Origin of the sequence: Smaragdicoccus niigatensis DSM 44881 = NBRC 103563, from assembly GCF_000380645.1 — a bacterium.
Classification (GTDB): Bacteria; Actinomycetota; Actinomycetes; order Mycobacteriales; family Mycobacteriaceae; genus Smaragdicoccus; species Smaragdicoccus niigatensis.
In genome coordinates this window covers 464,438-490,101 of sequence record NZ_AQXZ01000019.1, presented here as the reverse complement: position 1 = coordinate 490,101, position 25,664 = coordinate 464,438, and the positions used below count along the sequence as shown (strand labels likewise).

The window sequence follows — 25,664 nt, the reverse complement described above, 5'->3', positions numbered from 1 at the left end:
CACGCTGGCCAGCACAGTGTCAGGACGTGGCCCATGCCTATTCATCGCTGAGCAGACTTCCGGACTTCGTTGATCGCGTCCCACACCTCGTGGAATTCAGCTGGCACGACGTCGACCTTTCCCTTCAACTGTTGAATCGTCTGGTCGAGTGAGTCCAGCCGGCTCGGCTCGCGTGACACTGTCGTCAGCAAGTCTTCGAGTATGCGATCCGCCCCGGCGCCTGATGCCCACCCCAAGAACATCGATTCGGTGGATGCGCTTGCTCCGAGCCCTGATTCGACACCGAGTAGCGCGTAGAGGTAGGCGTAGAAGTCTTCGCGCGAAGCAATTGCGTTCGCGAGCACGAGGTTGCGCCGTCCTTCCGGACCACCAATCAGGTCGGCGCGGACAACCGTGCGCTGTGACTGCCTTGGCGACGTCAGTTCGATCAGGACGAAAGGAGTCAGATGACGTACTGGGACGTACTCCCAGGTTGCGCCGCCCTCCTTATCCAACACGCGGGCGTCGTTTGGCAGCGACAGCAGGGAGACGCGTAACGCCGAGGCGCGGCTGTCCCATGGTGTGACTCGAAGCGTCGCATCCCACTGATCGTCGACTGATGGCGCGAGGCTTATCGTGAATGAGCGAGATGCCAGATCCTGCAGTTGGCCCTCAAATTCAGTGACTTCACTGTCCTCGTCGTCGGATGGTTCAAGGTCGTGGGCCTCGACGAGCCATGACAAGTTGTCCTGCCTGGGTTTGGGACTGAGTAGCGCATTGCATCCAACCCACGCGGTTGGTCCGGTGAGTTCGACAAGGAATTCGACATTTGTCGCGAATGCACCCTGCGTCAAGTTCGTCGAGCCGAACCACGACGTGGACCTGCTCCCTCTGTCCTTCACCAGAACCTTAGCGTGAAGTCCACGCATTGCGGGCCGCTCGTCCTCACCTTCTACAGGGTCGTCGAGACCCGTTTCAAGGTCGCGTTGGATGTCGAAGAAGTCGTCGCGAAGTCGCAAAGTTCGCCGAACCCCGGTGAGTCCGCTGGCGGAGGCGTTCAGTGCCGCCGTCCGTGAGACGACCGCCGATCGCTTCGCATCCTTAAAGAACCTCGAGGCTGATGACGCCGACAGAAAGGGTGAGATCGCGAGTGCATTGTCACTGCCGCCGCGGAACGGACGGTCGCGCCCGCGGCCGGGTAGAGACAGAAAGCGGCCGGATTCGAAGGGCCGCGGGATCGCTAGCTTTGCGTCCGTGATGCTCGTGGTCAGCGACCGCACAAGCTCCTTCTGCTTGGTCGTCATGAGTCGCGCAGCTTGCGGCTCTAATGACTGGAGAAACTCGACCAGGTCGGAGCTGTCGAATGTACTGACCCCGTCGTCGTCCTCGTCGATGCGGATGATGATGTCCCAAGCCCGGTCGAACGTCAGGTTTCGGCTCAGAACGAGTACACGGTGGTGCACCGACCCGTGGTTGGTGAACCGAAGCGCCCACATCTTTGGATGGAAGATCCCGTTCTTCGGCTTCTTCACCTCGACGACTGTCTGCTCGACGAACGTGAGAGCCTCGCGATACCTTGCCGGTACTGAGATCGCTCCCGCTTGGCAGAACAGCACGGTTGAGTCGGAGTACCGACGAATGGTTTCGAGAATTTCGGCGCGGTCGTCGTTAGGTTCTTGATCGAGTGTCGCCGCGACCGGTATCGCGAGCAGTGCCGTCAGATCCAGCGTAAAGGTGGTCCCAACGGCCGCGTCAAGCTGCATTCCAGCGGGTGGCTTGAGAGCATCTCGGAGCATCGCCATCTCGTTCAGCGCCAGGGTCATTGCGCATCGACCGCCGTGATCGTGGTGCCAAGGCCCCGGTGGATATCGGTCAGCAGTCGATCGCAAACAGCCCAGTTGTAGTCGAAGCGGAAGTATCCGGATGCGCCAAGCCAGACGCGCAGCTTGTCCGGGTTGTTAAGTCGAGCTCGGCCGGGCTTCAGCGCCTTCTCGCGGCGGGTGATCAGGTCTGCCGCCACCGAGTTGGCAAGGAGGCTCGTGCCGCGGCCAAGGCAAGTTTCCCAGTCCTTAATGAATCGGTAGGTCGACCTCCAGCGCGCGAGTGCGCCCTGCGAGGCCCTCCTGTTCGCCATCTGAAAAAGCGCCCATCCGTTTAGCTGGTCGAGCCTTTCGGCGGAAACCGGTTCTGCAGACAATTCAGCCGACCAGGCTTCCATCGCGCTTCGATAGCGTTCGATCCACTCATCTTTCTTGTCTGTCGGCGGCATCTGAACTGCACACAGGTAGTTGTAGAGAATCCGCGCACCGTGAATGAAGCGGTCGAGATCCCGACCGAGATGCATCACATAATTTGTGTGGGAAGGGAATTCGCTGGCGAGTGGATATTCCCACGCGTAGCGCATCCCACTGAACCACGATTCGTGAGCTGGGTCGAGCAGCCATGAGAAGAGAGACCGATGCTCAGGATTTCGCCGTTCTGAGGAGATCGCACGGTCCTGTAGGAAGTGCGCCTCATCGGCAGTGAGTTCGAAGCCACCAAAAACGTCGGGTTGTTTAGGAATCTCACGCCACAGTGAATCTGTCCCAGCCGCCTCGTCGTCCTCACTATGCAGTAGCGAGTGCGCCGTTCCGGCGGAGTTGATTCCGGCCAGAGCGCGGAAGTAGTCGGAGGACGAGCCGCCGATGCGCAGAATCTCAAGGCTTCGGATCAGACCCCAGTACGCAAAGCTAGGCGGCTGCTTCGTGTCGCCGGCAGTTCGGCGACCGATGATGCCGTACTCGTCGGGGATGCCAATGTTTGCGTAATGGGCTACGAGCTGATTGACAAGCTTTCCCTCTGCTCGCTGGGCTTCAGCCTGCAGCTTGTCTACTGAGTGACCTTTCAAGTGGCGAAACGCACGGGGGACGAAAAGCAGATAACGGGCGCGAGTATGCAGAACGCTTAGTCCCGGGTGAAGTACGTCTGCAATGAGGTCTCGGGCGATCCCTAGACCGAGCTCGTCGACCGCGCCTTGAGAGGTGAGCGCAGCCATCATCAGTTGGGTTCGGCGCTGCTGTTCCGCATCGAAGTTGAGCCAGGCGACTTGGCTAACCATGTCGACCATCTTTACCGGAGCTCGTGGCGCCCGGATTGCGAATGTCAAGGACGGATGTTCAGGAGTTCGCCATGTCATTCATACGACGGACATTGACTCGGTGGACGCTATCGCGCGAAGAACTGTCAGACCCGGGGTGTAGAAAAGTGCAAAAGGCTATGTTCGGCCAAAGCCAATCCAGGGGGATCTCGCGTTGACCGTCGCGTTCACTGCTGCACCCGGTTCGACAGTTGTTGTGCGAGATGAGGATTGGCTCGTTAGTGCTGTTGAACCAGCAACCGACGGCTTCCTCGTCCACGTCATTGGTCTGTCAGAGCTCGTCCGTGACACCGAAGCGACCTTCTCAACGGCTCTCGACGAAATCATAGAGTCCGACCCAGCGGGTATGCAGGTCAAGAGCGACAACTCCGATGGCTACCGCAAGACGAGACTGTGGCTTGAAGCAATGCTCCGGAAGACACCCGTGCCGATTGCGGACCCGGACCTTACCGTCGCGAACCGAGCACTCGCGGACACTCTGAACTACCAGCTGAAGGCAGTCCGCCAAGCCCTCGACCCCGACAATCTCCGACCCCGCATCCTTCTCGCCGACGCCGTCGGACTCGGCAAGACTCTCGAAATCGGCATGATTCTTGCTGAGCTTGTTCGCCGTGGCCGTGGAGAACGCATTCTCGTCGTCACCCCGAAGCACGTGCTCGAACAGTTCCAGATGGAAATGTGGACCCGCTTCGCTCTGCCGTTCGTGCGCCTCGACTCCGCCGGCATCCAGCGCATCCGTCGGGAGCTGCCCGCGAACCGCAACCCGTTCACCTATTACAAGCGCGTCATCATCTCAATCGACACTTTGAAGAGCGACAAGTACATCGCTCACCTGCGCAAGCAGCGGTGGGATGCGGTGGTCATCGACGAATCGCACAACGTGACGAACACGATGTCGCAGAACAATCGTCTTGCCCGACTTCTGGCGTCGCGCACGGACGCCCTCATTCTTGCGTCTGCAACGCCGCACAACGGCAAGGCGGAATCGTTCGCCGAGCTGGTCCGCATGCTCGAGCCGAGTGCGGTGAAGGCCGACGGAACGATCGATGAGGAACAGGTCAAGCGCCTCATCATTCGCCGCCACCGTCACCACCCAGACGTCAAGGGCGAGGTCGGCTCGGACTGGGCCGAGCGTCTCGAACCCCGCAACGTGATGGTTCCGGCATCGCCTATCGAGAACGACATTGCCCATGAGCTTAACGACGTCTGGCTCCACCCGAAGGCTGGCAGTGCTCCCACTTCGGTGCCGCTCTTCCCGTGGACGCTCGCAAAGGCGTATCTGTCTTCGCCCGCAGCGCTTGTCCAGTCGTGCAACGAGCGCCTCAAGCGCCAGATCGACCCTGTCGAGCAGGACGCATTGAACCGACTCCTGAAGCTCGCCGAGCAAGCCGAAATTGGAAAGTCAGCAAAGTACGACGCACTGGTCGAGTACCTCGCAAAAATCGGCGTCAAGCAGGGCAGCGGCACTCGCGCCGTCGTCTTCGCTGAGCGCGTCATGACGCTCGGCTGGCTCCAGAAGCGAGTGATGAAGGAATTCAAATTCAGCAAGGATCAGGTCCAGATCCTGCACGGTGGTCGGTCTGATCAGGAACAGCAGGCGATCGTCGAATCCTTCAAGCTCGAGTCTTCGCCGATTCGAGTGCTGGTCACAGGCGACGTCGCGTCCGAGGGTGTGAACCTGCACAGTCAGTGCCACCACTTGATCCACTTCGACATTCCGTGGTCGCTTATCCGCATTGAGCAGCGCAACGGACGTATCGACCGCTACGGCCAGAAACACCGTCCTGAGATCACGACGCTGCTTCTCGAGCCAACCACCGACGAGTTCGCTGGTGACATCAGGGTTCTGACGCGGCTGATTGAGCGCGAGCACGAGGCGCATGGAGCGCTCGGCGACTCGGCATCCCTCATCGGCACCTACGACGTGAAGGCTGAGGAAGACGCGATCCGCGACGTTCTCGCCCGCAAGAAGAACCTTGATGATGTCGTGAAGACCGTCGCACAGGTGCAGGCATCGGGTGGACTCGATGGCCTCCTTGCACGGTTGCTGGCGCTTCCGTCGCAACCGGTAGCCGCCGAGCCGGTCGTCGAATCCGGAGGGCTCTACGCGGCAGAGATTGACTATTTGTCTGACGCGCTCGACGAATTCCTCAAAACCCCGGGGCAGGAACCGCCCAACGGAGTGGCGTGGAAGCGCAACGACACACACAAATCGGCGGCACTGAAACCGCCGAAGGACTTGAAGCAGCGTCTGCAGCTCCTGCCACAGTCGTATTTGACAGCGCGCAAGGTGACCGAGTTGTTCCGGCTTGCTTTCACGGTGACTCGTGGCCAGCAGGAGCTCATCGCTGCCCGGTCGGGAGAGTCGACGTCTGCCTGGCCTGAGGCTCACTACCTCGCCCCGCTGCATCCGATCATCGACTGGGCAAGCGACCGAGCGCTAGCCGAGCTCGGCCGCAACGAAGTCTTCGCGGTGCGAGGGGACGTTGCCGTGCCGACCGTTTTGGCACAGGCGACGCTGACCAATACCCGCGGCCAGGTCGTCGCTTCGAGCTACATCAATGTCGAGTTTCCTTTCGGTTTCGACGGTTTCGCTCGGCCGTTCCCATCGGCGCGTGCGGCGATTGATCGGTTGAAGCTGGCTCCGATCAACACTGGCGAGATCGAGGGTGTGGAGCAGCTGCAGCCCTACGTCCAGCAAGCTGTGAAGTCAGCGCAGGCTGTGGTCGGGGACCAGATCGACGCGATCAAGACCGAGACCAGAGGTCGAATTGAGCGCTGGATTGATCGCGCAGAGAAGTGGAAGCAAGAGGCGAACGCTCTCACCCAGCGACGGGATCTGAAGGACAGACGATCCCGCGTCGATGAGGAGGCCAAGCTCGCTTTGGAGATGAATCCAGACCGCACGCTTGTTCGGCCACTTCTTGTAGTGATCCCCGTCGACGCCACAGTCGCTGACCTGATCGGAGAGAACTGATGAGTGACACGATCATCCTCGGCGGAGAGTTCGTCAGCGAGCACTACTTCGGCACTGATGCGACACGACAGTCTTTTCGCGCGCGAGTCCTGGCCCGCCGCAAGGCTTGGGACGAGTCCAAGAACGACGTTGACCCGACTGTGCGGTCGCGATATATGGAGGCCCGGGATCCGCTAGGAAAGGCGTTCGCGAATCTCGGAGAAGGCACTGTCGATCTGCCTGAGCTGTATCGCCAGCTGCGAACCGTGCTTGGGTTCGATGCCCTTGGCTTCGACGTTGAGGCGCTCGACAGCATCTTGACGGTTCGTGCGAGCGGACTGTCTGGTGCACCTCCACTCGCACTGATTGATGCGCAGGCGAGCCTGTCACTGGAGACGCTGCTCGATAAGGATGCCGACACCCTCCTGCAGCCATTTGCGGTCGACGAGAAGACAGAGCTGCGGTCGGTTGCACGGCTCTTGTCGCATCTGTTCGTCGCCGATGAGGGTCCGCAATTTGCCCTTGTCTTTGCGGGATCGACGCTCGTCTTCTCCGAGCGTGAGCGGTGGCCCGAGGGGCGTTACCTTGCCGTCGATCTACAGCTCGTGGGCGAGCGCGCTGACGCCACCAAAGGCGGCGAGATCGATACTGCCCTGACCTGCATTTGCGCTGAGTCGGTTGCGCCTGACGCTGAGGGAAATGTCTGGTGGACGGAGGTTTTCGACGAATCGGTTAAGCACACTGTCGGTGTATCGCAGGACTTGCGTGAGGGCGTACGGCTCTCGATCGAGATCATCGCGAACGAGGTCGTGAATCGTCGCCGAGCCAAGGGGCTTGACCCACTACCGCAGGACCAGGCACAGGTGCTTGCCCAGCAGTCGCTGCGTTTCCTCTATCGGATTCTCTTCCTGCTGTACGCCGAGGCATCGCCTGAGTTGGGTGTTTTGCCGATCGGGGAGCAGGCCTACGAGCGTGGGTACAGCCTCGACAGGCTCCGGGACCTCACGCTGGTTGAGTTGGCGAGTCCGCGATCGCTCAACGGGACGCACCTGTTCGATTCGCTCGCTGTGCTCTTCAAACTGATCGACAGGGGACACGACGGCGGGAAGGCTAACGACGAGGACGGTTCGCAGGCCGAGGGGCTGACTTTCAATGCGCTGAAGGCGGATCTGTTCCTCGACCGCGCCACGAAGCACATCGATGAGGTCAAGCTTGGTAACGGCGAGCTCCAGCGCGTGCTGCGACACCTGCTACTCAGCAAGAAGCAGTCTGGGCGTGATCGCGGATTCATCTCGTACGCGGAGCTGGGTATTAACCAGCTCGGAGCGGTCTACGAGGGCCTGATGTCGTACACCGGATTTTTCGCCGAGACCGATCTGTACGAGGTCGCGAAGAACGGCGACTCGTCAAAGGGATCGTGGGTCGTTCCTCACGACCGAATTGGCGGCATCAGCGAGTCGGACTTCGTGCGGGCGGTCGATGAGACAACTGGCGAGAGCAAGCCAGTTCTTCATGAGCGCGGGACATTCGTGTTCCGGTTGGCTGGTCGTGAGCGGCAGCAGTCGGCGTCCTATTACACGCCAGAGGTGTTGACGCGTTTCACCGTTAGCCAGGCTCTCGCTGAACTGCTCGATCAGGACGGCAAGAAGACGACCGCACGCGAGATTCTTGACCTAACTGTCTGCGAGCCCGCACTCGGTTCGGGCGCATTCGCCATCGAGGCAGTGCAGCAGCTGGCAGAGGAGTATCTGACTCGTCGTCAGCATGAGCTTGGTAAGCGCATCGATCCTGATCAGTACGCTGCCGAATTGCAGAAGGTCAAGGCCTATCTGGCTCTGCATCAGGTTTACGGAGTGGACCTCAATGCGACAGCCGTTGAGTTCGCAGAGATCTCGCTGTGGCTGGCGACGATGGGTGAGGGGCTCGCCGCGCCGTGGTTTGGTCTGCACTTGCGGCGTGGAAACTCACTTGTCGGCGCGCGGAAATTTCTCGCCGGTGGGATCTTTGAGTTCCTGAAGCCATGCGATGGGTGGGCAAGCGCTGTCGAGGCGAAGGAAGCGAAGACTCTTGCGCCTGAGGCGTTTTCCCGGCTCAAGCAGTGGCGTTCATCGATCAAACCCAAGCTCACCGCCGCGCAGGTCAGGGATCTCAAGAATCTCACTTTGCGTGCGGAACGACTTTGGGATCTGGCAACTCGCAGGTTGCAGATCGCGGAGGCCGAGATTCGGCGGGACATCACGGTCTGGGGTGCCGACGATCTGCCCGTAGGCGGCGGCGTTACTCGTGAACAGATTGAGCAATCTCTTTCTGATCCGAATGGCGCATATCGACGTCTTCGTCGAGCAATGGACGCCTGGTGTGCACTGTGGTTCTGGACGCTGACCACAGACGTGAACCCGCCGACGGTTTCTGTCTGGATTGAAGCGTTGAAGGGTCTGCTAGGTGTCGAGGGCAAGGTTCGGCGCGGGCATGAAGCCCAGATCAGCTTCGGGGAAGTCGCGACGTGGGATGAGCTGGCCGAAGCCGAGGAAGCGGACCTGATGTTTGCTGGAGCGGTCGATTCGGTGCGCCTTCTGGACACGTATCGGTGGCTCGCTGAGTGCGACCGAATCGCGAAGCAGAACGGGTTCTTCCATTGGGAGCTTGACTTCGCGACAGTGTTCGCGCGCGGCGGCTTTGACCTTCAAGTCGGAAATCCGCCATGGGTGCGGCCACGCTCTGATGTCGATGCCCTGCTTGCTGAGGGCGACCCGTGGTTCTCGCTGAAAGGCAAATCGACCGAACAAGAGACAGCGGACCACCGTACGCAGGCCCTCGCCCTGCCCGGCATGCGTGAGTTGGTGGTCGGAGGTACTTCAGACGTTGTCTGCCTCGCGGCGTTCGTGGGGGATGAACGGCTGTACCCGCACCTGAAGGGCCTTCAGCCGGATCTCTACCGGTGCTTCATGGAGCGAACGTGGCGATCAATGGGGCAGCGCGGGGTTGTGTCGCTAATCCATCCAGAGACGCACTTCACGGATGAGAAGGCCGGATTGCTGAGAGCCGCCACCTACCGGCGACTACGGCGGCACTGGCAGTTTGTAAACGAGCTCATCCTTTTTGAGATTGACGACAAGAAACAGTTCGGCGTCCATGTTTATGGGCCAAGTCGGCAGGTTGGGTTCATGACCGCATCGTCCATCTACCACCCGGATACGATCGACCGGTCACTCATCCACGATGGGTCCGGGGCTGAACCTGGCATCAAGAATGACGCCGGTAGTTGGGACTTGAGTCCGCATGCCGGGCGGATATCGACGGTGGACAAAGCCGTCCTGTCGTCCTGGAACGACATTCTGGAACAAGGGAGTTGCCCACCAGAACAATCTCGGATGGTGTACACGGTCAATCGCGCTGTTGCAACTGTTCTCGAAAGGCTTGCTCAGGCGCCGAGGATTGGTGCGCTCGGACTCAACTTCTCGCGCGGCTGGGACGAAACGATTGATCGCAAGAAAGGGCTCCTTGAGGCCAGATGGTCTGTGCCTAATGCGTGGGCTGATGCGATCCTGCAGGGTCCGCATATCTATGTCGCGACTCCGATAAACAAGTCGCCCAATCCGACAATGAAACACAACCAGGACTGGACTGCGACCAATTTCGAGACTCTGGCCGCTGATGCGATTCCAGCAACGTCATATAGTCCCGCGGGCAGTACCAGCCAATACCGGAAGGCTTACACGGCGTGGCAAGTCGGCGGGCGGTCGGTTGAGGCTCGCGACTATTACCGTGTCGCATGGCGAAAAATGGCCGCCAATAAGAATGAGCGAACGCTCATCGCTGCAATCATTCCGCCGGGTGCCGCCCACGTCAACGGTCTGTTTTCGGTGGCGTCAGGTGACAGGGAAGAATTGGCGCTTGTCGCTGCTAATGCCGCGTCACTCGTCGCGGACTTTGCGGTTCGGACAGCTCCGAAGAGCAACATCTACGAAAACAGCTTCTCGCGGCTGCCGATGGCGACGCATCCTGCTCTTAGGCCGCATCTAGTGGAGCGTGCGCTTCGCTTGAATTGCGTGACGGATGCTTACGGCGACCTTTGGAAGGACGTAATGGGCACAGAATGGAAGTGGAGCACTCCGCTCCGAAATTTGGCAGATCGTCGACTGGCCCTGATAGAGATCGACGCTTTGGTCGCGCTCGGGCTCCAGCTTTCTGCCAGCGAACTCTGCACTGTCTATCGCACCCAATTTCCCGTTCTGCACGGATACGACCGCAAGGCGGGTTTCGACCGCGAGATGGCGATGCGTGAGGCATACGGCCGGTTCAAGGACCTCGTCGAATGACAGCCGCCGACTTCGAACTGCTCCCCACCTCGCAGGCAGCGTCCATCCGCGACAGCCTGCTCGACTACCTGGGGACGACCTTCTCGCTTGCAGATGTCGACGCGCGAAACGCCCTGGAAGAGTTCCTTCAGCACCCGGAAACCGGTCTCTTCCGCGGGCCTTACGTTCGTCTCCGCCTGCCGTTTCGGCCCGCCGACGACGGATGGCGCAAAAGTCTGGAGTGGTACGAGGGCTTCATCCCGTACGGCCATCAGGCAAAGGCATTCGAGCGCCTGAGCAGCCTGAACGGAACGCGACCACTTCCAACCCTTGTCACGACGGGAACAGGATCTGGAAAGACCGAGGCATTCCTATACCCAATCCTTGACCACGTCCAACGGGCCAAGCGGCAGGGCACAACTGGCACCAAGGCGATCATTCTGTACCCGATGAACGCCCTCGCCAACGACCAGGCCGGGCGTTTGGCATCGATGATCGTCAACAACGACGCGATTAGTGGTGTTACAGCGGCTCTCTACACCGGTCAGCAAGGCCCGGAACGGTCGAAGGTCAGCGCCGACGGCCTGATCACAAGCCGGGAGATCATTCGCGATACCGCGCCAGACATCCTCCTGACTAACTACAAGATGCTCGACCAGCTCCTGCTGCGCCACTCCGACGCGAGGATCTGGCAGCAGAGCGCTCACAGCCTCCAGTACCTGGTGCTCGACGAGTTCCATACCTATGACGGCGCTCAAGGAACCGACGTCTCGATGCTCCTGCGGCGTCTCGGCCTAACGCTCAAGAGCTACTGGAACAAGGAAGATTCGACTCTCACGTCTGAGGACTGGCAGCGGCCCCTTGGTCGCATCACGCCGATTGCGACATCAGCAACACTGGGCGACAAGGGCGATCCGACGACGATGCTTGCGTTCGCCGAAACCGTATTCGGTGAACGGTTCGACGAGTCGGCCGTCGTCACTGAGTCACGTCTCAGCATTGAAGAATGGGCCCAGTCGAAACCGTCCGGCTGGACGCAAGTCGAGGTCGACGCAGGACTGATTCGCGAGGTCACTGAACGGATCGCGAAGCTCCCCAAGCCAACTCGTCCCGCCGATTTGGCAGTTGAAACTCTTGGGGCCCTATATGAGCCGGCGGCCCGCGAAGCGATTTCGAATTCGGAGCCAGGCGATCTTCTCGAACTGGCGAAGCAGCACCACTTCATCCAGTCGGTGATCACTGTGTCAACTGACGCGATCTCGCTGGTTGACCTCGCCGCCGCAACCGTCAATGCACGCGAAATTGCCGTTGCGAAACCCGCCGACGTAGAGGCGTTCTTCGAAGCCGTTATCGGGATGTTGAGTCATCTCCGCAAGGAATGCGACCGAGCTGCAGTCTCGGTTGAAGCGCACCTATGGATTCGTGAACTCACTCGCGTCGGACGTGAAGCGGCCGGCTCGCCGCGACTGGTTTGGGAAGACGACGGTGTCATCACCACGGACAACGCCGGACACAAGCTTCGTGCATTCCCAGCCATCTACTGCCGGCACTGTCACCGGTCTGGGTGGGGCGTTGTGCTTGCCCCGACCGGGTGGGACCTTGAGAGCAACGACGAATCGATTCGGTCCAAGCACCTCAAAGGCGACAACCGATTCCGTCCCCTGATCTACGCACCCGCGGAAGGGGACCGCGCAGGGGAGAAGCCGGAGGACGATTCTGGCCTGATGTGGCTCGACGTCGGCGAGCGAAAGCTCGTCTCGAAGCACGCAGGCGACGAGGAGTCGGTTGTCCTGCCGGTGCTGACGCACAAGGGCGACAACGCCGCCGAGCTCTCCGGCAAGGACGTCTGCCCATCGTGCCTCCGTGCGGAAGGTATTCGGTTCCTTGGTTCAGCTATAGCGACCATGCTGTCGGTCTCGCTATTCGGGCTGTTCGGTTCCCCTGGACTGGATCCCCGTGAAAAGAAAGCACTGGTTTTCACCGACAGCGTTCAGGACGCCGCGCACCGCGCTGGTTTTGTTCAGGCGCGTTCGCATGCCCTGACGCTTCGATCGTTGATCCGGCAGGCAATTGGTGGCGAGGAAATCAGCCTGACGAAGCTCGTCGATCGTGTAGTCGACCTAGCCGGCGACGACCAAGGTAAGCGCTACCGTCTGCTTCCGCCCGAGCTAGCGGCCCGCGAGAAGTTTGAAAAGTTCTGGTCGGCACCCACGCTGCGACAGGTCCCGCGCCAGGTTCGCGGCTGGGTTGAGAAGCGTCTACTGCTGGATATCGAGCTTGAGTTCGGTTTGCGGTCAGACGTAGGTCGCACCCTTGAACTCTCGGGAAGCGCGATTGCCGAGCTCGACGAGAACCCGGCTCTTCTCACACGTTGCGCACGCGATGTCTGGGAAGCAGCGGTCGGAACACAGATGGCGATTGAGGAGACGACCGAGCAGGACCTACTGCGGTGGGTGGTCGGGGTCATCGAGCGCCTGCGCACGCGCGGCGCGATCGAGCACGAGTGGTTCGCGAAGTTCCGGAATGACGACGGAAACCGCTGGTGGATTACCGGTGGACGCAAACGACAAGAAGGTATGCCCGGATTCGGTAAGGGCAATTCCGCGCCAGGCTTCCCAGTGCTCGGGACGATCAAGACCAAAGATGCCGATCTCGAGCCTGTGGCTTCCAGCCGCGGCTGGTATGCCGGATGGACCAAGAAGGCTCTTGGGCTCGACAGCAACAACGACGGTGCAACGCTGTCCCGCCTGCTGTTTCTTCAGTTGGCGAGCCGTGGAGTGTTGGGGACAGCGACCTCGACCAGTGGCGCGACGACCTATCACCTCGACCCACGCAAGGTCGTCGTCCGGGCGGTCACTGCTGACGAGATGGCCAGCGGTGACGTCGCCCTACAGTGCGACGACTGCAATGCCGTCACGATCGCCGCTCCACACGTTGTCGACCGGCTCGCGAAAGGACCGTGCTTCGTCACTCGGTGCGCGGGAACTCAGCGATCGATGCCGTTGCGGGACAACTTCTACCGACAGATGTACGGATCGCACGACGTCCGCCGAGTCGTCGCGCGGGAGCACACGAGCCTTCTCGAAGACAAGGTTCGGCTCGAGTACGAGGACCAGTTCAAGGCGAAGGAACCGGCGCCGAACGCGCCGAACGTGCTCGTCGCGACGCCGACCCTTGAGATGGGTATCGACATCGGAGACCTGTCAGCGGTCATGCTTGCATCGCTGCCGAAGACCGTCGCGAATTACCTGCAGCGCGTGGGTCGTGCCGGCCGCATCACCGGCAATGCTTTCAACCTGGCGTTCGTGACTGCTCGGGGTGATCAGCTACCGCGCTTCTCGCGTCCGCTTGAAGTAATCAATGGGGCCGTAAGGCCGCCCGCGACTTACCTTGATGCGGAAGAGATCCTTCGTCGCCAGTTCGTCGCATCGGTCGCGGACCGGCTGGCGCGTGCAAAGGACATGCCGCACCCCCGAAACACGGTCGAAGCTCTGTCGTCGACCGGCGAAGCCACCTATCTTGGGACGCTTATTCACGTGGCTGAAAGCGACGCATCGTTGATTGATGCTTTCGTCAGTGGGTTCGCGTCGCTTGATGATGACGTTGTTGAGCGGCTTCGGGAGTGGGCGGCGCCGGGCGGCGGTCTTGCAGAGCGGTGCCACCAAGCTTCGCTGGCATGGGGCAAGCGTCTGGAGACGTTGGGGCACAGGCGCACACAGGTTCAAGGCGTACTCCCCGCATTGCAGGAAAAAGCCAATTCAGCTGCAGCAACTGAAGACGATCGCCGACAGTATCGGACCGCCTTGGCGGCCCTGAACCTGACCAACAAGCAGATCAGCGACCTGCGCAGCGAATACTGGATCAGCACGCTCGAAGCGTTCGGGCTTTTCCCGAACTACACGCTGCTCGACGACTCAGTCACTCTTGCCGTGTCTGTGTCGTGGATGGACCCCGAAACGCAGACTTACGACGACACTTCATTTGAGCTGTCCCGCGGATCTGCTCAGGCTCTTCGGGATTTCGCGCCGGGGTCGACCTTCTATGCAAACGGTTTTGCGATCGCGATTGATGCAATTGACCTGGGCGTCGAAGGCGAGGCGATTCGGCGCTGGGCGTGCTGCCCGAAGTGCGGATTCATCGACGAGGAGGCAACGCCGGCAACTTGTCCCAGGTGCGGAGACGCAGGCATCTCGGATATTGGCCAACGACTTCCCATTGTCGAACTGACCGCTGTTTCATCTGCGATCCGTCGCGAAGAAGCCACGATTGACGACGTACGCGACGAGCGCACGCGGGAGCGCTTCGACATCGCACTCGCCGCGGATATCGACGGTGCTGGCGAGTCTCGAAAGTGGTACGCCAAGGACGTTGGGCTGGGAGCGAAGCATATCCGCGGTCTGACCCTCCGCTGGCTGAATGTCGGAAAGATCCACGCTCCCGGAACTTCGCGCTGGATAGCCGGTGACGAGTGGAATGCCGCGATGTTCCGCCTGTGCTCGGAGTGCGGAAAGCTCGATCTCGCGACTGGTCAGAACTCGGCTCGGGAGCACCGTCCGTGGTGCTCGCTGCGAAATGCGCCGGAAGAGAAGACTGTCAGCATTGCGCTGGCACGCAAGATGGTTACCGAAGGCTTGGTCATGCGGTTGCCGAGTGACTGGACCACCGCCAGCGACCCGTTCGCGATTCCAACAATGACTGCCGCGCTCCTGCTAGGGCTACAACAGAGGATCGGCGGTGCTCCCGATCATCTCCAGATCGCCTCCGTCCAAGATCCGGACAGCGGTGCGCGAGCACTCCTGATTCACGACATCGTTCCCGGAGGAACCGGCTACCTCGCTGAGTTGGCTGACCCGACGATCGTGTGGTCAATTCTCAAGCTGGCACTTGACGTTGTCGCGGAGTGCCCGTGTAAAGACGATGGAAAGCTCGCTTGCGATAAGTGCCTGCTGCCCTTCGCCTGGCTTCCGCAGGTCAAGTACACCGACCGTGCATATGCGGAGAACCGTTTGCGCGAATTGCTTGGCGACTCGACGGAAATGAAGTGGGCGGTCGATCATGACTGGCCGGCAGCAAAGCCTGGCGAATCCACGCTCGAGATCCGTTTCCGGAATGTGCTTGAGGAGCGACTGAAGGCTCTCGGTGCGACGATTGAGCCGTTCTGGACTGGTACGGGAATTGCGTGGAACTTCTCGCTCGGTTCGGGTTCCGCCTGGACGCTTCAGCCGCAGCAGAACATCGCAGGCAGTAAGCCGGATTTTGTACTCCGGTCGAAGAAGCCGGGTGTGCCTCCGGTCGCCATCTTTACTGATGGTTTCGAGTTCCACGCGAGCGTGGTGAACAACCGACTCTGGGATGACGCCGAGAAGCGACAGAACTTGCGGGGACAGGGATACATCGTCATGTCGTTCAGCTGGGATGACGTAAATGAGGCGCGGAGTCCGTCGTGGTTCTCGGCTGCAGTGGTTCCTCACGTACTTGCAGCTGCAGGAGACCAGCTCTCAGCTCGAGCGGTCGATCTGATCGCACGCGGACCGATGGAACAACTGCTCGCGTGGATTCAGTCGCCGTCAGCGGAAGAGAAGCGTGGGCTCGCGCATTGGCTTCCGTTTTTCCTGGTGCCCCAAGCCTCCCAGGTCCAGACTGGTGTCGGATTTGACCTGGCTGAGGTCGCAATTGCTGCGCTGGACGAGGCTCTCTCGCCCGGCCAAGATGCAATCGTGTGGCGGCGCGAACGATTGGCTGTCGCATTGCGCCCGGTCGCTGATGGATCGACTCTTGCGGCCGCTGTTGTCCTTGACGACGAGGAGGCTGGACTCGACGGCAAGGAATCCTGGCAGGAATGGCTCTGGCTTTCGAATCTGCTGAATCTGCGGGTGGCTGAAACCGTCATTACAACTCGGAAGCACATGGCGCTTGGCGGTCCTGCCGTCGAGACTGGCGCCCAACCCGATGTTGATGCGTCGGGGTTGCCCGAAGGCTGGCAGGAGCTGGCGGACGCGCTGCCCTCGGCTTTCGAGGTCGAGTTGCTCGTCAAGATCGCGCAGTCGGGACTTCCGAGGCCGACCGTCGGCGCCGAAGTCGAAGGAATACCTACGAGCATTACGTGGCCCGACAGCCGAGTCGTCGTGGACGTCGAGTTGTTTGACGAAGATAAGAACGACCTCGTCAAACTTGGCTGGCAGCTCGTCGAAGCCGACGTATCAGCAATTTCCGCAGTGATTGGAAAGGTGTCGTCCTAATGCCGCAGATCGTGTTGGGACCTCCGGTTGCCGAAGTCGACGGCAGCGCGCAGAAAGCGGTCTACGCGTTCCTTTCCAAGTTGCAGAAGGATGACACCACGCCAGGCCTGCACATTGAGCCGATCAACAACTGCATTGATCCTCGTGTCCGGACCGGCCGAGTCAACGACTTCTACCGCGCGGTGTTGGTGAAGGTGCAGGGGAGTGGTGCCGAGGCGCACTACATCTACTTCGGAACGCTCCCGCACGATGACGCGATCGCAATGGCCCGCAAGGTCAGGCTGTCAGTCAATCCGCGCAATGGAATTGCCGAGCTCATTCGAGCAGACGCTGATTCGCAGGCGGGCGAGACGCCGGCCGTTCCGGAACAGCCTGTTGTCGCAGAGCCGCCTTCGAGCGGCGAAAAGACTCTCCGGCAGCGTGAATTCACTGTCGCGGACTTCAGCAACCTCGGCATCGACGCAGCTTTTGCCGAAGGAGCTCTCGACATCGCTGACCCGTCAGTTCTGCTCGACTATGCGGGGACAGCCCCGGCGAAGTGGCAAGGTGAGGCGCTGCTCGATATCTACACCGGCAAGCCGCTCTCCGAAGTGCGCGAGGCTTATGCGATCTCCGAGACGTCGACAGACGCAGAGTCCGACGACGATCTGCTGGTCGCTCTAAAGCACCCAGCTGCGCAAATGGAATTTGCATTCATCAACGGCGATGACGATTCGCTTCGCGACATTCTCGAGAAAAACGACTTTCACGCCTGGCGGGTGTATCTGCACCCTGAGCAGAGGGCCTATGTCGAGAAGCACTACAACGGTTCAGCACGGCTTTCGGGTGGCGCGGGCACCGGAAAGACGGTCGTGCTGCTGCACCGAGCGCGCGCGCTGGCGAGGGCGAATCCATCTGCCCGAATCATCCTTACGACATTCAACCGCACGCTGGCAGATGCCCTGGAAGACCAACTCAAAGTCCTCGACCGCGACGTAAAGATTGCCTCCGACCTTGGTCAACCAGGTATCTACATCGGCGGCATTGACGCGATCGGTCACCGCATTCTGACAACCGCCGGGCATGCGCTTGGTGCCTCGGCCCAGGATTCGGGTCCGGTGGCAGCGGTCCTCGGCCCGCGTGGAGCGAACATCCTGGGGCTGGTGGAGGACGGCGCCTGGGCGAACGCAGCAGCAGGGTCTAGCCTCCCGTCCGAGCTTCGGTCGCCAGGATTCCTCTCGTCCGAGTATTCGCTGGTGGTTCTTCCGAACGGGATCACGACCCGGGAGGGGTACTTGCGGGTCAGGCGGCCAGGTCGCGGAGTTGCGCTTGACCGTCCAAAGCGTTCAATGGTTTGGGATGTGTTCGAGGCGTATCGGTCGGCCGCGGCGGCGAGTGGAGCGAGCGACTGGGACGAGCGCGCCATGGTCGCTGCGAAGTATCTCGACATGTCCGGCAAGCGATTAGCGGATCATGTGCTCGTCGACGAGGCGCAAGACTTGAGTCCGACACGACTGGTTCTTCTTCGAGCGCTTGTGCGTCCTGGTCCGAACGACGTGTTTCTGGCCGAGGATTCGAATCAACGAATCTACGGAAACCAAATTGTGCTGAGTCGGTTCGGCTTTGACATACGAGGTCGGTCTCGTCGACTGACGTTGAACTACCGAACGACCGAGGAGAATCTCCGGTACGCGCTCGGGATTCTCAGCGGCGAGCAGTATGTGGATCTTGGAGACGAGCCGGTCGTGAATGCGGGTTACCGGTCGGCGCGAAGTGGTCCCAAGCCGCTCGTGATCAGGTGCGACTCACTCGGAGATGTGTACGCGAAGGCTGCCCAGCTGCTGCTCGAGTGGGGAGATTCGGTGGGTCCAATAGGGCTGCTTGTCTCCACCCGGAAAGACGGCGAGAACCTTCCCCGTCGGCTGGCGGAACACGGTGCTGAGGCGCGTTTCGTTGATCGAGACGGCCAGGCGGTAGCCGGCAAGCCAACCGTTATGACGATGCACCGAAGCAAAGGTATGGAGTTCTCGCGGGTCATCCTGTTGGGTGTGAGCAAGGACGGCATTCCGTCGGAGTATCGGATGTCGTTGCTACCCGAAGCCGAGCGTGCGGAAGTTCTCCGTCGGGAGAGGTCTCTGCTGTACGTGGCGGCGACGAGGGCTCGTGACGTCCTCGCGGTCCTGTACAGCGGTGAGCCGAGTGATCTGCTGCCTGCAATCTGATGGATCGCCATTGACGTTTGTCGATCAAATCCCAGCGGACGTAGTTCCGCCGTGTTGTCGCGTGTTTGGCCATGGCGACCAAGATCAATTCACCAAACGAGGGCGGATGTCGGCTGCCACGTTTGTCTCATCGATCGATCGGGTTGTTTCTTGGCCCCAAGAGAAATCTTAGAGGCTCGCCTCCCTGGATTCTGTCACTGGAGCGACCTGATGTGACGTGGCAAATTCGTGGATAACTGCGCGGGGTCAGGGAAGCGTCGACTACACCGGGAACCCTCCGACCTGAGCCACTCCCATTCGCCGATGGATGTCGTGTCAGAACGTCTATTCCCCGACTGTTCGCGACGCCGCAGACCGTGATCCCGGCCCGTCCTTGCAGTAGATCGGCGCTGACACGCTACAAATGCGCAGCGGGCCTACTCGACGCCAGTTACGCCGTTCATTCGCCGCGTGCGCGAGGGCGTTGCCGAGGTCTTTCGCAGTGCAAATCTCTGGTTTTGATCGAATGCTAGCGCGCGGCGCCCAACAGTCACCGGGAGCCGGCTTCGGTGATCACTCTGCAGGTCGACTCGACCGAGTGTCAGTAATCAAACAGCGTCGAGCGAGTCAGCGTACCTGTCGGATCCTTGCTGTCGCGGAATGGCCAAGTCGGAAGAAAGGTCGGAGGATTCGGTTCGACGCGCCAGTCCACGCGGGCGCCCCGACTATGCGGGATGCGTGTTGGCCGGACCCGGTCCTCGTCTCTGAGTTGGTTTCTTAGCTCGTACCATGCGCCGATCATGCCGTCCGCGATCCGTGATACGTCGACCTGCACCACGAACGATTTGATTTTGTCCCGCGTGTGGCCAAGTGCCCGGACGGTCCACGCGTCGTCGCCGGCCGCCTCCAGCGGATACACGAGCGCCATGGCAGCAGCTCCGAGAGTCTTCGCATGCGAATGCAATTGATAGAAGGCCCCGTTGTCTGGGGTCCCGCCTTTCAGATCTCGATACTTCATGTCCAGGACGATCCGACACTCGTCCACGTCGGCGACCACGTCGGGGTCAGCTACATAGATGCCGGGCAAGTCCGTGAACATCGTTCGTTTCAAGGTGGCACCCTTGGCGACGGGCGATACGCTCGCCAGCACGTTCCGGACGGCATCCTCGAAGAGGGTCTCCAGGTTGAGGAAGAACGAGTGCGGGACTGTCACACCCGTCGATCCGTCTGTTGGCCAGGCTCCAAGGTGTAGGAGGAGGGCTCGCCCATACTGCACCGCGTTGTGTGCGAAGTCGGTTGTCGTTAGGGCGTCTGCATTCTGAAAGAGGTCCAGGGTCCGCTGCAGAGGTGCTGTGACGAAGCCGCGCCAGTCAACGTCCTCGAACAGCGATGCGTACGTGCGTGTTCTCGCGAGCTGTCGAGGTGAACCAACTGAAGCGCAGTACTCCTCGGCAGCAAAAAGCGCCAGCGCTAGGAAGCGATTCAAGTCGTTGGCTGGACTGAGATGCCGCTCACGATAGGCCAAGACTCCCGCCCGTCCGCGTGACTCGAGCTTGACGGTTCGGCGCACGTCGAGGCGTCCATGGGGAACGGCTCCAACGCGGTCGCGAAAGTCGTATTGACGGCGCCTCCCATCAGTGAGGTACCTTGCCATCGCATCGAGGAATCGCGTGAGAAATTGGTCGAGAATTGGTGCTCCGGCCCCGACCACTGACGGAGTAACGGACTCGCGAACGTCATCCGGAACCGCCCACTCGAGTAGCGCTTCGAATGCGCCGGGAATCTTTGGGACGATCGAGATCGTCCCAAAACCCTCGAGGTGCGCGGAGCCGACGTATGCGCCGGCCCGGATTGCGGCTCCCGCGTTCTTCGATCGAACAAGAGTGACGATGCCGTCGTCGACTAGTCCTGCGAATCCTTGGTGCTCGTTGAGGAACGCGTACGTCGATCGTGAGACTGATGCAGTCCCACGCTCCTTGACCATCAACCGGCTCGTGCTGGTCGTCACTACCTAACGGCTCTTCCAGGGATATGTTGCGTCGATAACGTCAGCAAATGGATGCGTAAGTCCTTGGCTGCGGTACAGGATGCGCTTGATTCGCTGATGCCACAGGTCGACCAATTGCACAGTAGACTCGACCCTGTCGAAGATCGCGTGACCGAACGGCATGTCCGAGAGGTACGTCTCGGGGAATTCCGATTCGCAGGTTGTAAATATCGTCGTGGCCTTCTGGATAATCTCAGCTACCTCGTCGTCCTGCACCGAGAGCGATTTGGTCAGCATCTCCGCCAACTGGTCGATGTCAGGAGGACAGTCGATTACGCGTAGGCGGCGCGCCATGGCTTCGTCGATCTCGAGGGCGCTCCGGTCACGAGGATTCATGGTCGCGATCACGATCAGCGAGTCAGAAACTTCGACCGATGACTGCGAAACCGGAAGTACGAAGGACTCGCTGCGGTGCTCGATGAATGTCATCAACTCGCCCATCACAGAGGGTATGTCGGCGCGCGACAACTCCTCAATAAGGAGCACATACTTGTTGGCTGGGTCGGCGAGCGACATGCGGTTCCACTGAAGGAAAACGCCATCCTCGACCTGATAGCCACCCGTGGGCAGTGGGCGGAGGCCCTCCATGAAGTCCTCGTACGAGTAGCCAGGGTGAAATTGCGTGCGTCGCACGAAGCCGGGGTGGCCAGCGACAGTCTCTGCAGCGATCCTGGAGATGTGCGTCTTGCCCGTGGCAGGGACGCCCGACAGAACGATGATGTCCTGGTGGCCGTAGGTCGCGCATGCGTTAACGACTTCCTGTACCTTCGCTGCGGTCGCTGTCACGATGCGTCCTTCATGTAATGGCGCGGTGCCATGGATGCGCGCGCGATTGCTTGAATGATCTGGCTTTCCGTGCCAGCGTGGATCTGGCGGGGGCTGCTCCGTAGCGCTCCGTCGATCTGGCGAAGCACCGAAGGGTGGAGGCGCCGCTCGCCTGCATCGACGCTGATGAAGAGACCGCCACCGCCCGCGAGCAGGAAGTGCGGGTTCATGGCCTTGCGTTGATCGCTTTCGTTGCCAGTTCCGTATCCGGCGTCGTCGTACAAGCGCGGTCCGATATCTGCGACATCCCCGGACTCACGTGTGCTCCGGATTGAGGCCGCAGTCGCGGTGACGTCTGCAGTCGAATGTATCCGGGCCATCGCCCGGTTCAGCTCTTCGTTGGAGAGTCTATTGTCGAGCATCCGCATCAGACTCCAGATGACTCGGACCTCGGTAATGATCGACAGGCCGTAGATCATTGGTCCCGCAGCAATCGCACGGTTCGCATCACAGATGAAGGTTCTGTCGCCAGTGAGTCCAAGAAACCTAAGAACAAAGTCACCTAGCCGAGTCGCCTCAAGGATCCCCTCAGAGGTCCTGTGTACGAGTCCCTCATAGGCCATTGCCTCATAGGTCTGGCGCACGGCGCGTCGACGATCTTCACCCGGTTCAGCACCGAAGTACTCGGTAGCGATTTGCGTCTCGTCCCAGGGCGAGCCGATTGCGGCAGCCAAGGACCGCACGTTGGGCAGTGGTTCTGGCCACAGGCGCAGGTTTGCCCGCAGATTGATATCCCACACGACATCGACGACCACTCGACAGACATTAGTGTCGGCGAGTTCCAGCTGTCTTCGGACTGAGTCTGTTACTGGTTCAACTGTTTTGCGATTGCAGCTCCAACTGTCATCGCCAACAGCGGCGGAACCGCGTTGCCGACTTGGTGAGCCACGTCCACGCGACCACCTTGGAAAACGAACTCGTCCGGGAAGCCTTGCAGACGCGCGGCTTCGCGCATCGAAATGTTGCGGTCTTGTGCTGGATGAGCGAAACGGCCGCGGGTGAAGCTATTGCACTTCGTGGTAACGGTACTCGCTGGACGGTCCCACCAGAGTCGGCCATACACCGCTCGATGCCCAGATACTTCCACAGGAACTCGGTGACATGGCAAGCGGAGATCCCAGGGGATGTCGTCCCGCCCACCGCCCTCAGGCACGTGCGAGATCCGGATCCGGTTCATGTCCGAAACATTGTCGGGATCATGGTTGGCCAGGCGGTAAACGGCTCCGGAAAGTCGAGGATCTGCGAGATCGCCAATCGCGTCGCGAACTGTAAGCCATGTCTGTGAGTTATGGGTGGGTGCTGGAAACTCGAATGCGCGCGCGCCGAGAAGGCCGACTACAAACAGGCGGCGGCGATGCTGCGGAACCCCGTAGTCAGCGGCATCGAGAATCTGCATAGCCACCGAGTAGCCGAGGGCTGACGCGCCCGAAGTGAATTCGGCAAGGATCGCATCTCCGCGCCGGCCGGCGAGCGCTGGCACGTTTTCCATCATGAATGCCCGCGGACGAAGTCCCTGAATGTGTCGCAGGTAATCACCGATCAGTGCATTGCGCGGGTCCACGTCGGAGCCACGTCGCTGGACCGAGAATCCTTGGCAGGGTGGGCCGCCCGCCAGGAGGTCCACCTCTCCAGCACCAAGGCCGGCTAGACCAAGGAGATCGGGAGCGGACAGTTCTTCTGACGAGGCCTCAATAATGTGGCCCGCAAGATTGCGTCGGTACGTGTCCACGGCCTTCACATTGAAGTCGAACGCAGCCCGGACATCAAAGCCAGCCCAGGCTAGTCCAAGGGAGACGCCACCGGCGCCAGCAAACGTGTCGATCGCAGTAAGTGCGGAGTTGGTCATCCTGCGGCACCACTCTTTAGACCCCAGAGCGAACTTGAGAACGAGTCACGAGCGGGAGTTGACAGTCTGTCGGCGCCAATTGGGTTATACGCAGGCTCGAGAATATGACGCACTAGGTGAGCAGCGAGAATGACGGCAAAGCGGGCCGGAACGGCGTTACCCACCTGTTGGTAGCGAGACCCGTTCGTGCCTGTGAACAGGTAGTTGTCAGGGAAACCCTGGATAAGGGCCGCTTCACGGAGTGACAGGCCACGGTTCTGATCGGGGTGCACGTACCGCCCACTTGCCGGGTTGCGGGCCGAGCCTGTGATCGTGACAGACGGACGGTCCCACGCCAACCGTCCGTAGACGTCTCGGAAGCCGTCTACATTCTGGAGGCAGGCGGGCCCGACGCCCTTTGGTCGGTTGCCGCCGTCAATTGGTACCTGTCGAATCACGTCGATGGTGCTTTTGCGATGGCGCGAACACTGGTGCATCGGATCGAGTGGCCACGCACTTCCCGGCTCGATCGCTGGCAAGTGGCCGATCTGCTGCCAGACGGTGCGAAACTCGGACCCAGTCAGCACGGGCGATGGGCCGCCGATCGGTCGGCGCGACGCGATGACGAGCGCTCGAAAGCGCTCCTGTGCGACACCAAAGCCGGCGAGGTTGTGGATCTGCGCTGATACAGAATAGCCAGCAGCTTCCAACTGGTCACGGAACGTCTCGAAGTGCGCCCAGTACTTGCCGGACAAGAGCTCTGGCACGTTCTCCATGACGACCACTTCGGGACTCAGGGCCACAGCTATGCGAGCAAATGCCGGCACGAGCTGGTTACGTACGTCCTCCGATGACCAGTGACGCTTGCGATGTGCAGAGAAACCTTGGCACGGGGGACCGCCAGCCAGAATTAGAGGCCTATCCCTGTCGAGCTCGAGCGAGTTTATAAAAGACTCTATTGCCGTGGGGTCGGCGGCGATCTCGCCCAAGTCTGCGTCGGACGGACGAACGCCAAGGTTCGTTTCAAAGGTATCGCGGTACTCGGATTCGAAGTCCGCGGCCCCGACGACGGCGCATAGTCCTGTACGTCGGCCGAGCATCTCGAAGCCCGCTGACAATCCACCAGCCCCGCAAAACAGGTCGACAATTTGGACGGCCGGATCCTTAACTCGTCCACCAGGCAGTACGAAGACACGACCAGTCGCCAACTCGGTCGCCATCTGGGCGACCTTCTCCCACTCGGGCTGATCTGTCATGGCGATTGCGGCGGGTGAACCGATGGCTGACACCTGCCAATTCTTACAGGAGGGGTCCGACATCTTTGACGGGACACGATCGTCGACGGGACACGATCGTCGATCGTGTGGTTCGGAGCGACGGCGAGGTGTGCGGGCTTTTATGCAGCTGTCTGGTGACTCAATGTACTCGGCCGGACCGTTGGTGACAGGCCGCAAGGGTCGTTGCCTTGCGGAGGAGCTCCGGATGCGGTGGGGATGCCTCGTCTCTACCGTCTGGATACGTCTTGACCCCCAGCGCGGATGGGCTCGTCGCATCTCCGCGACCGCGATCTCCACGACATCGTCGACCTGGTGCGGGCACGACAGCGGTTTGTGCGACGGATCCACCAGCCCGCCGATCTGGCCCGTCAGATATCGACCAACACGGCAGCAGTACACCGTCGCGCGATGAACCCCGGCCTGGCAGCGACTCGGTGATCGCCATGCCCGCCAACAGGGCCCCGGACCGCGTCCCAGAGTCCGGGACGCCCACGGATACGTCCCGACCCAGTGTGCCGAGCGCGGCCGGTGTCGCACATCAACTGGTGGACACCTGTCGCGCATCACCCGCCGGAGCACAGCGACAGGACCAGCTGACTGCCGAATTTGCTTCCATCATTCGAGCGGTGCGCTGCGCGCGCCGAGACGAACTCCGGTGGTCGCCTCAGGGCCGTCGCCGGCGGAGGCGTACCGCAGCACGCTTTGGGCAGGATAGCGGGCGATCGGACATGCTCCGCTCTCTGCCGGACCGACCTGTTGCGTTGTCGCTGCGGTTGTCAATTTAGCCCTGCAAACTCGCGCCAATTCGCAGTGTCATCCCTGCGGCTCACCGGGCAGCGCGCGCAACCGATCGGCAGCACTGGGGCGACGAAGCAGAACAGGGTGCCAGGGGCGTTGATCGT

General features: G+C 60.7%; 11 protein-coding genes. 4 read left to right on the top strand and 7 right to left on the bottom strand.

Annotated features, from left to right (window positions below):
• Nucleotides 1–41: 41 nt before the first annotated feature.
• Nucleotides 42–1,802, bottom strand: coding sequence for a phospholipase D-like domain-containing protein (locus tag F600_RS0123540; protein WP_018163126.1), 1,761 nt, complete (start codon nt 1,800–1,802; stop codon nt 42–44).
• Nucleotides 1,799–3,076: a DUF6361 family protein gene (locus F600_RS0123535; protein WP_156024795.1), complete on the bottom strand. Its 1,278-nt coding sequence runs from the start codon at nt 3,074–3,076 to the stop codon at nt 1,799–1,801. The genes F600_RS0123540 and F600_RS0123535 overlap by 4 nt, the downstream gene beginning before the upstream one ends.
• A gap of 385 nt (nt 3,077–3,461) precedes the next feature.
• Between F600_RS0123535 and F600_RS0123530 the strand changes: the two genes are divergently transcribed.
• The 4 genes from F600_RS0123530 to F600_RS0123515 all read left to right on the top strand — a co-directional run bounded on the left by F600_RS0123530 (nt 3,462) and on the right by F600_RS0123515 (nt 18,809).
• Nucleotides 3,462–6,092, top strand: coding sequence for a helicase-related protein (locus F600_RS0123530; protein ID WP_245541615.1), 2,631 nt, complete (start codon nt 3,462–3,464; stop codon nt 6,090–6,092).
• An 842-nt stretch (nt 6,093–6,934) separates the two neighbouring features.
• Nucleotides 6,935–10,390 carry an Eco57I restriction-modification methylase domain-containing protein gene (locus tag F600_RS0123525; RefSeq protein WP_211220112.1) on the top strand — a complete coding sequence of 1,152 codons (3,456 nt, stop codon included), beginning with the start codon at nt 6,935–6,937 and terminating at the stop codon, nt 10,388–10,390.
• On the top strand, nt 10,387–16,608 hold the full coding sequence (locus tag F600_RS0123520; protein WP_018163122.1) for a DEAD/DEAH box helicase: 6,222 nt from the start codon (nt 10,387–10,389) through the stop codon (nt 16,606–16,608). Before F600_RS0123525 ends, F600_RS0123520 begins: the two co-directional genes overlap by 4 nt.
• Nucleotides 16,608–18,809 (top strand): UvrD-helicase domain-containing protein, encoded by a 2,202-nt coding sequence (locus F600_RS0123515; RefSeq protein WP_018163121.1) that lies wholly within the window; start codon nt 16,608–16,610, stop codon nt 18,807–18,809. The genes F600_RS0123520 and F600_RS0123515 overlap by 1 nt, the downstream gene beginning before the upstream one ends.
• Before the next feature lie 580 nt (nt 18,810–19,389).
• Here F600_RS0123515 and F600_RS0123510 read toward each other — a convergent pair.
• From F600_RS0123510 to F600_RS0123485, 5 genes are read right to left on the bottom strand one after another with little or no spacing between them, the layout of a single operon-like run.
• Complete coding sequence (locus F600_RS0123510) at nt 19,390–20,772, bottom strand: McrC family protein (protein ID WP_245541637.1); 1,383 nt, start codon at nt 20,770–20,772, stop codon at nt 19,390–19,392.
• A 27-nt stretch (nt 20,773–20,799) separates the two neighbouring features.
• Nucleotides 20,800–21,621: an AAA family ATPase gene (locus F600_RS30850; RefSeq protein ID WP_018163119.1), complete on the bottom strand. Its 822-nt coding sequence runs from the start codon at nt 21,619–21,621 to the stop codon at nt 20,800–20,802.
• Nucleotides 21,618–22,415, bottom strand: coding sequence for a hypothetical protein (locus F600_RS31950; RefSeq protein ID WP_162141470.1), 798 nt, complete (start codon nt 22,413–22,415; stop codon nt 21,618–21,620). Before F600_RS31950 ends, F600_RS30850 begins: the two co-directional genes overlap by 4 nt.
• A 50-nt stretch (nt 22,416–22,465) precedes the next feature.
• The gene (locus tag F600_RS0123490; RefSeq protein ID WP_018163116.1) at nt 22,466–23,506 is read right to left on the bottom strand and encodes a DNA cytosine methyltransferase; all 1,041 of its coding nucleotides are present in this window, start codon (nt 23,504–23,506) and stop codon (nt 22,466–22,468) included.
• Complete coding sequence (locus F600_RS0123485) at nt 23,503–24,774, bottom strand: DNA cytosine methyltransferase (RefSeq protein ID WP_162141469.1); 1,272 nt, start codon at nt 24,772–24,774, stop codon at nt 23,503–23,505. The genes F600_RS0123490 and F600_RS0123485 overlap by 4 nt, the downstream gene beginning before the upstream one ends.
• Between the last annotated feature and the right edge of the window lie 890 nt (nt 24,775–25,664).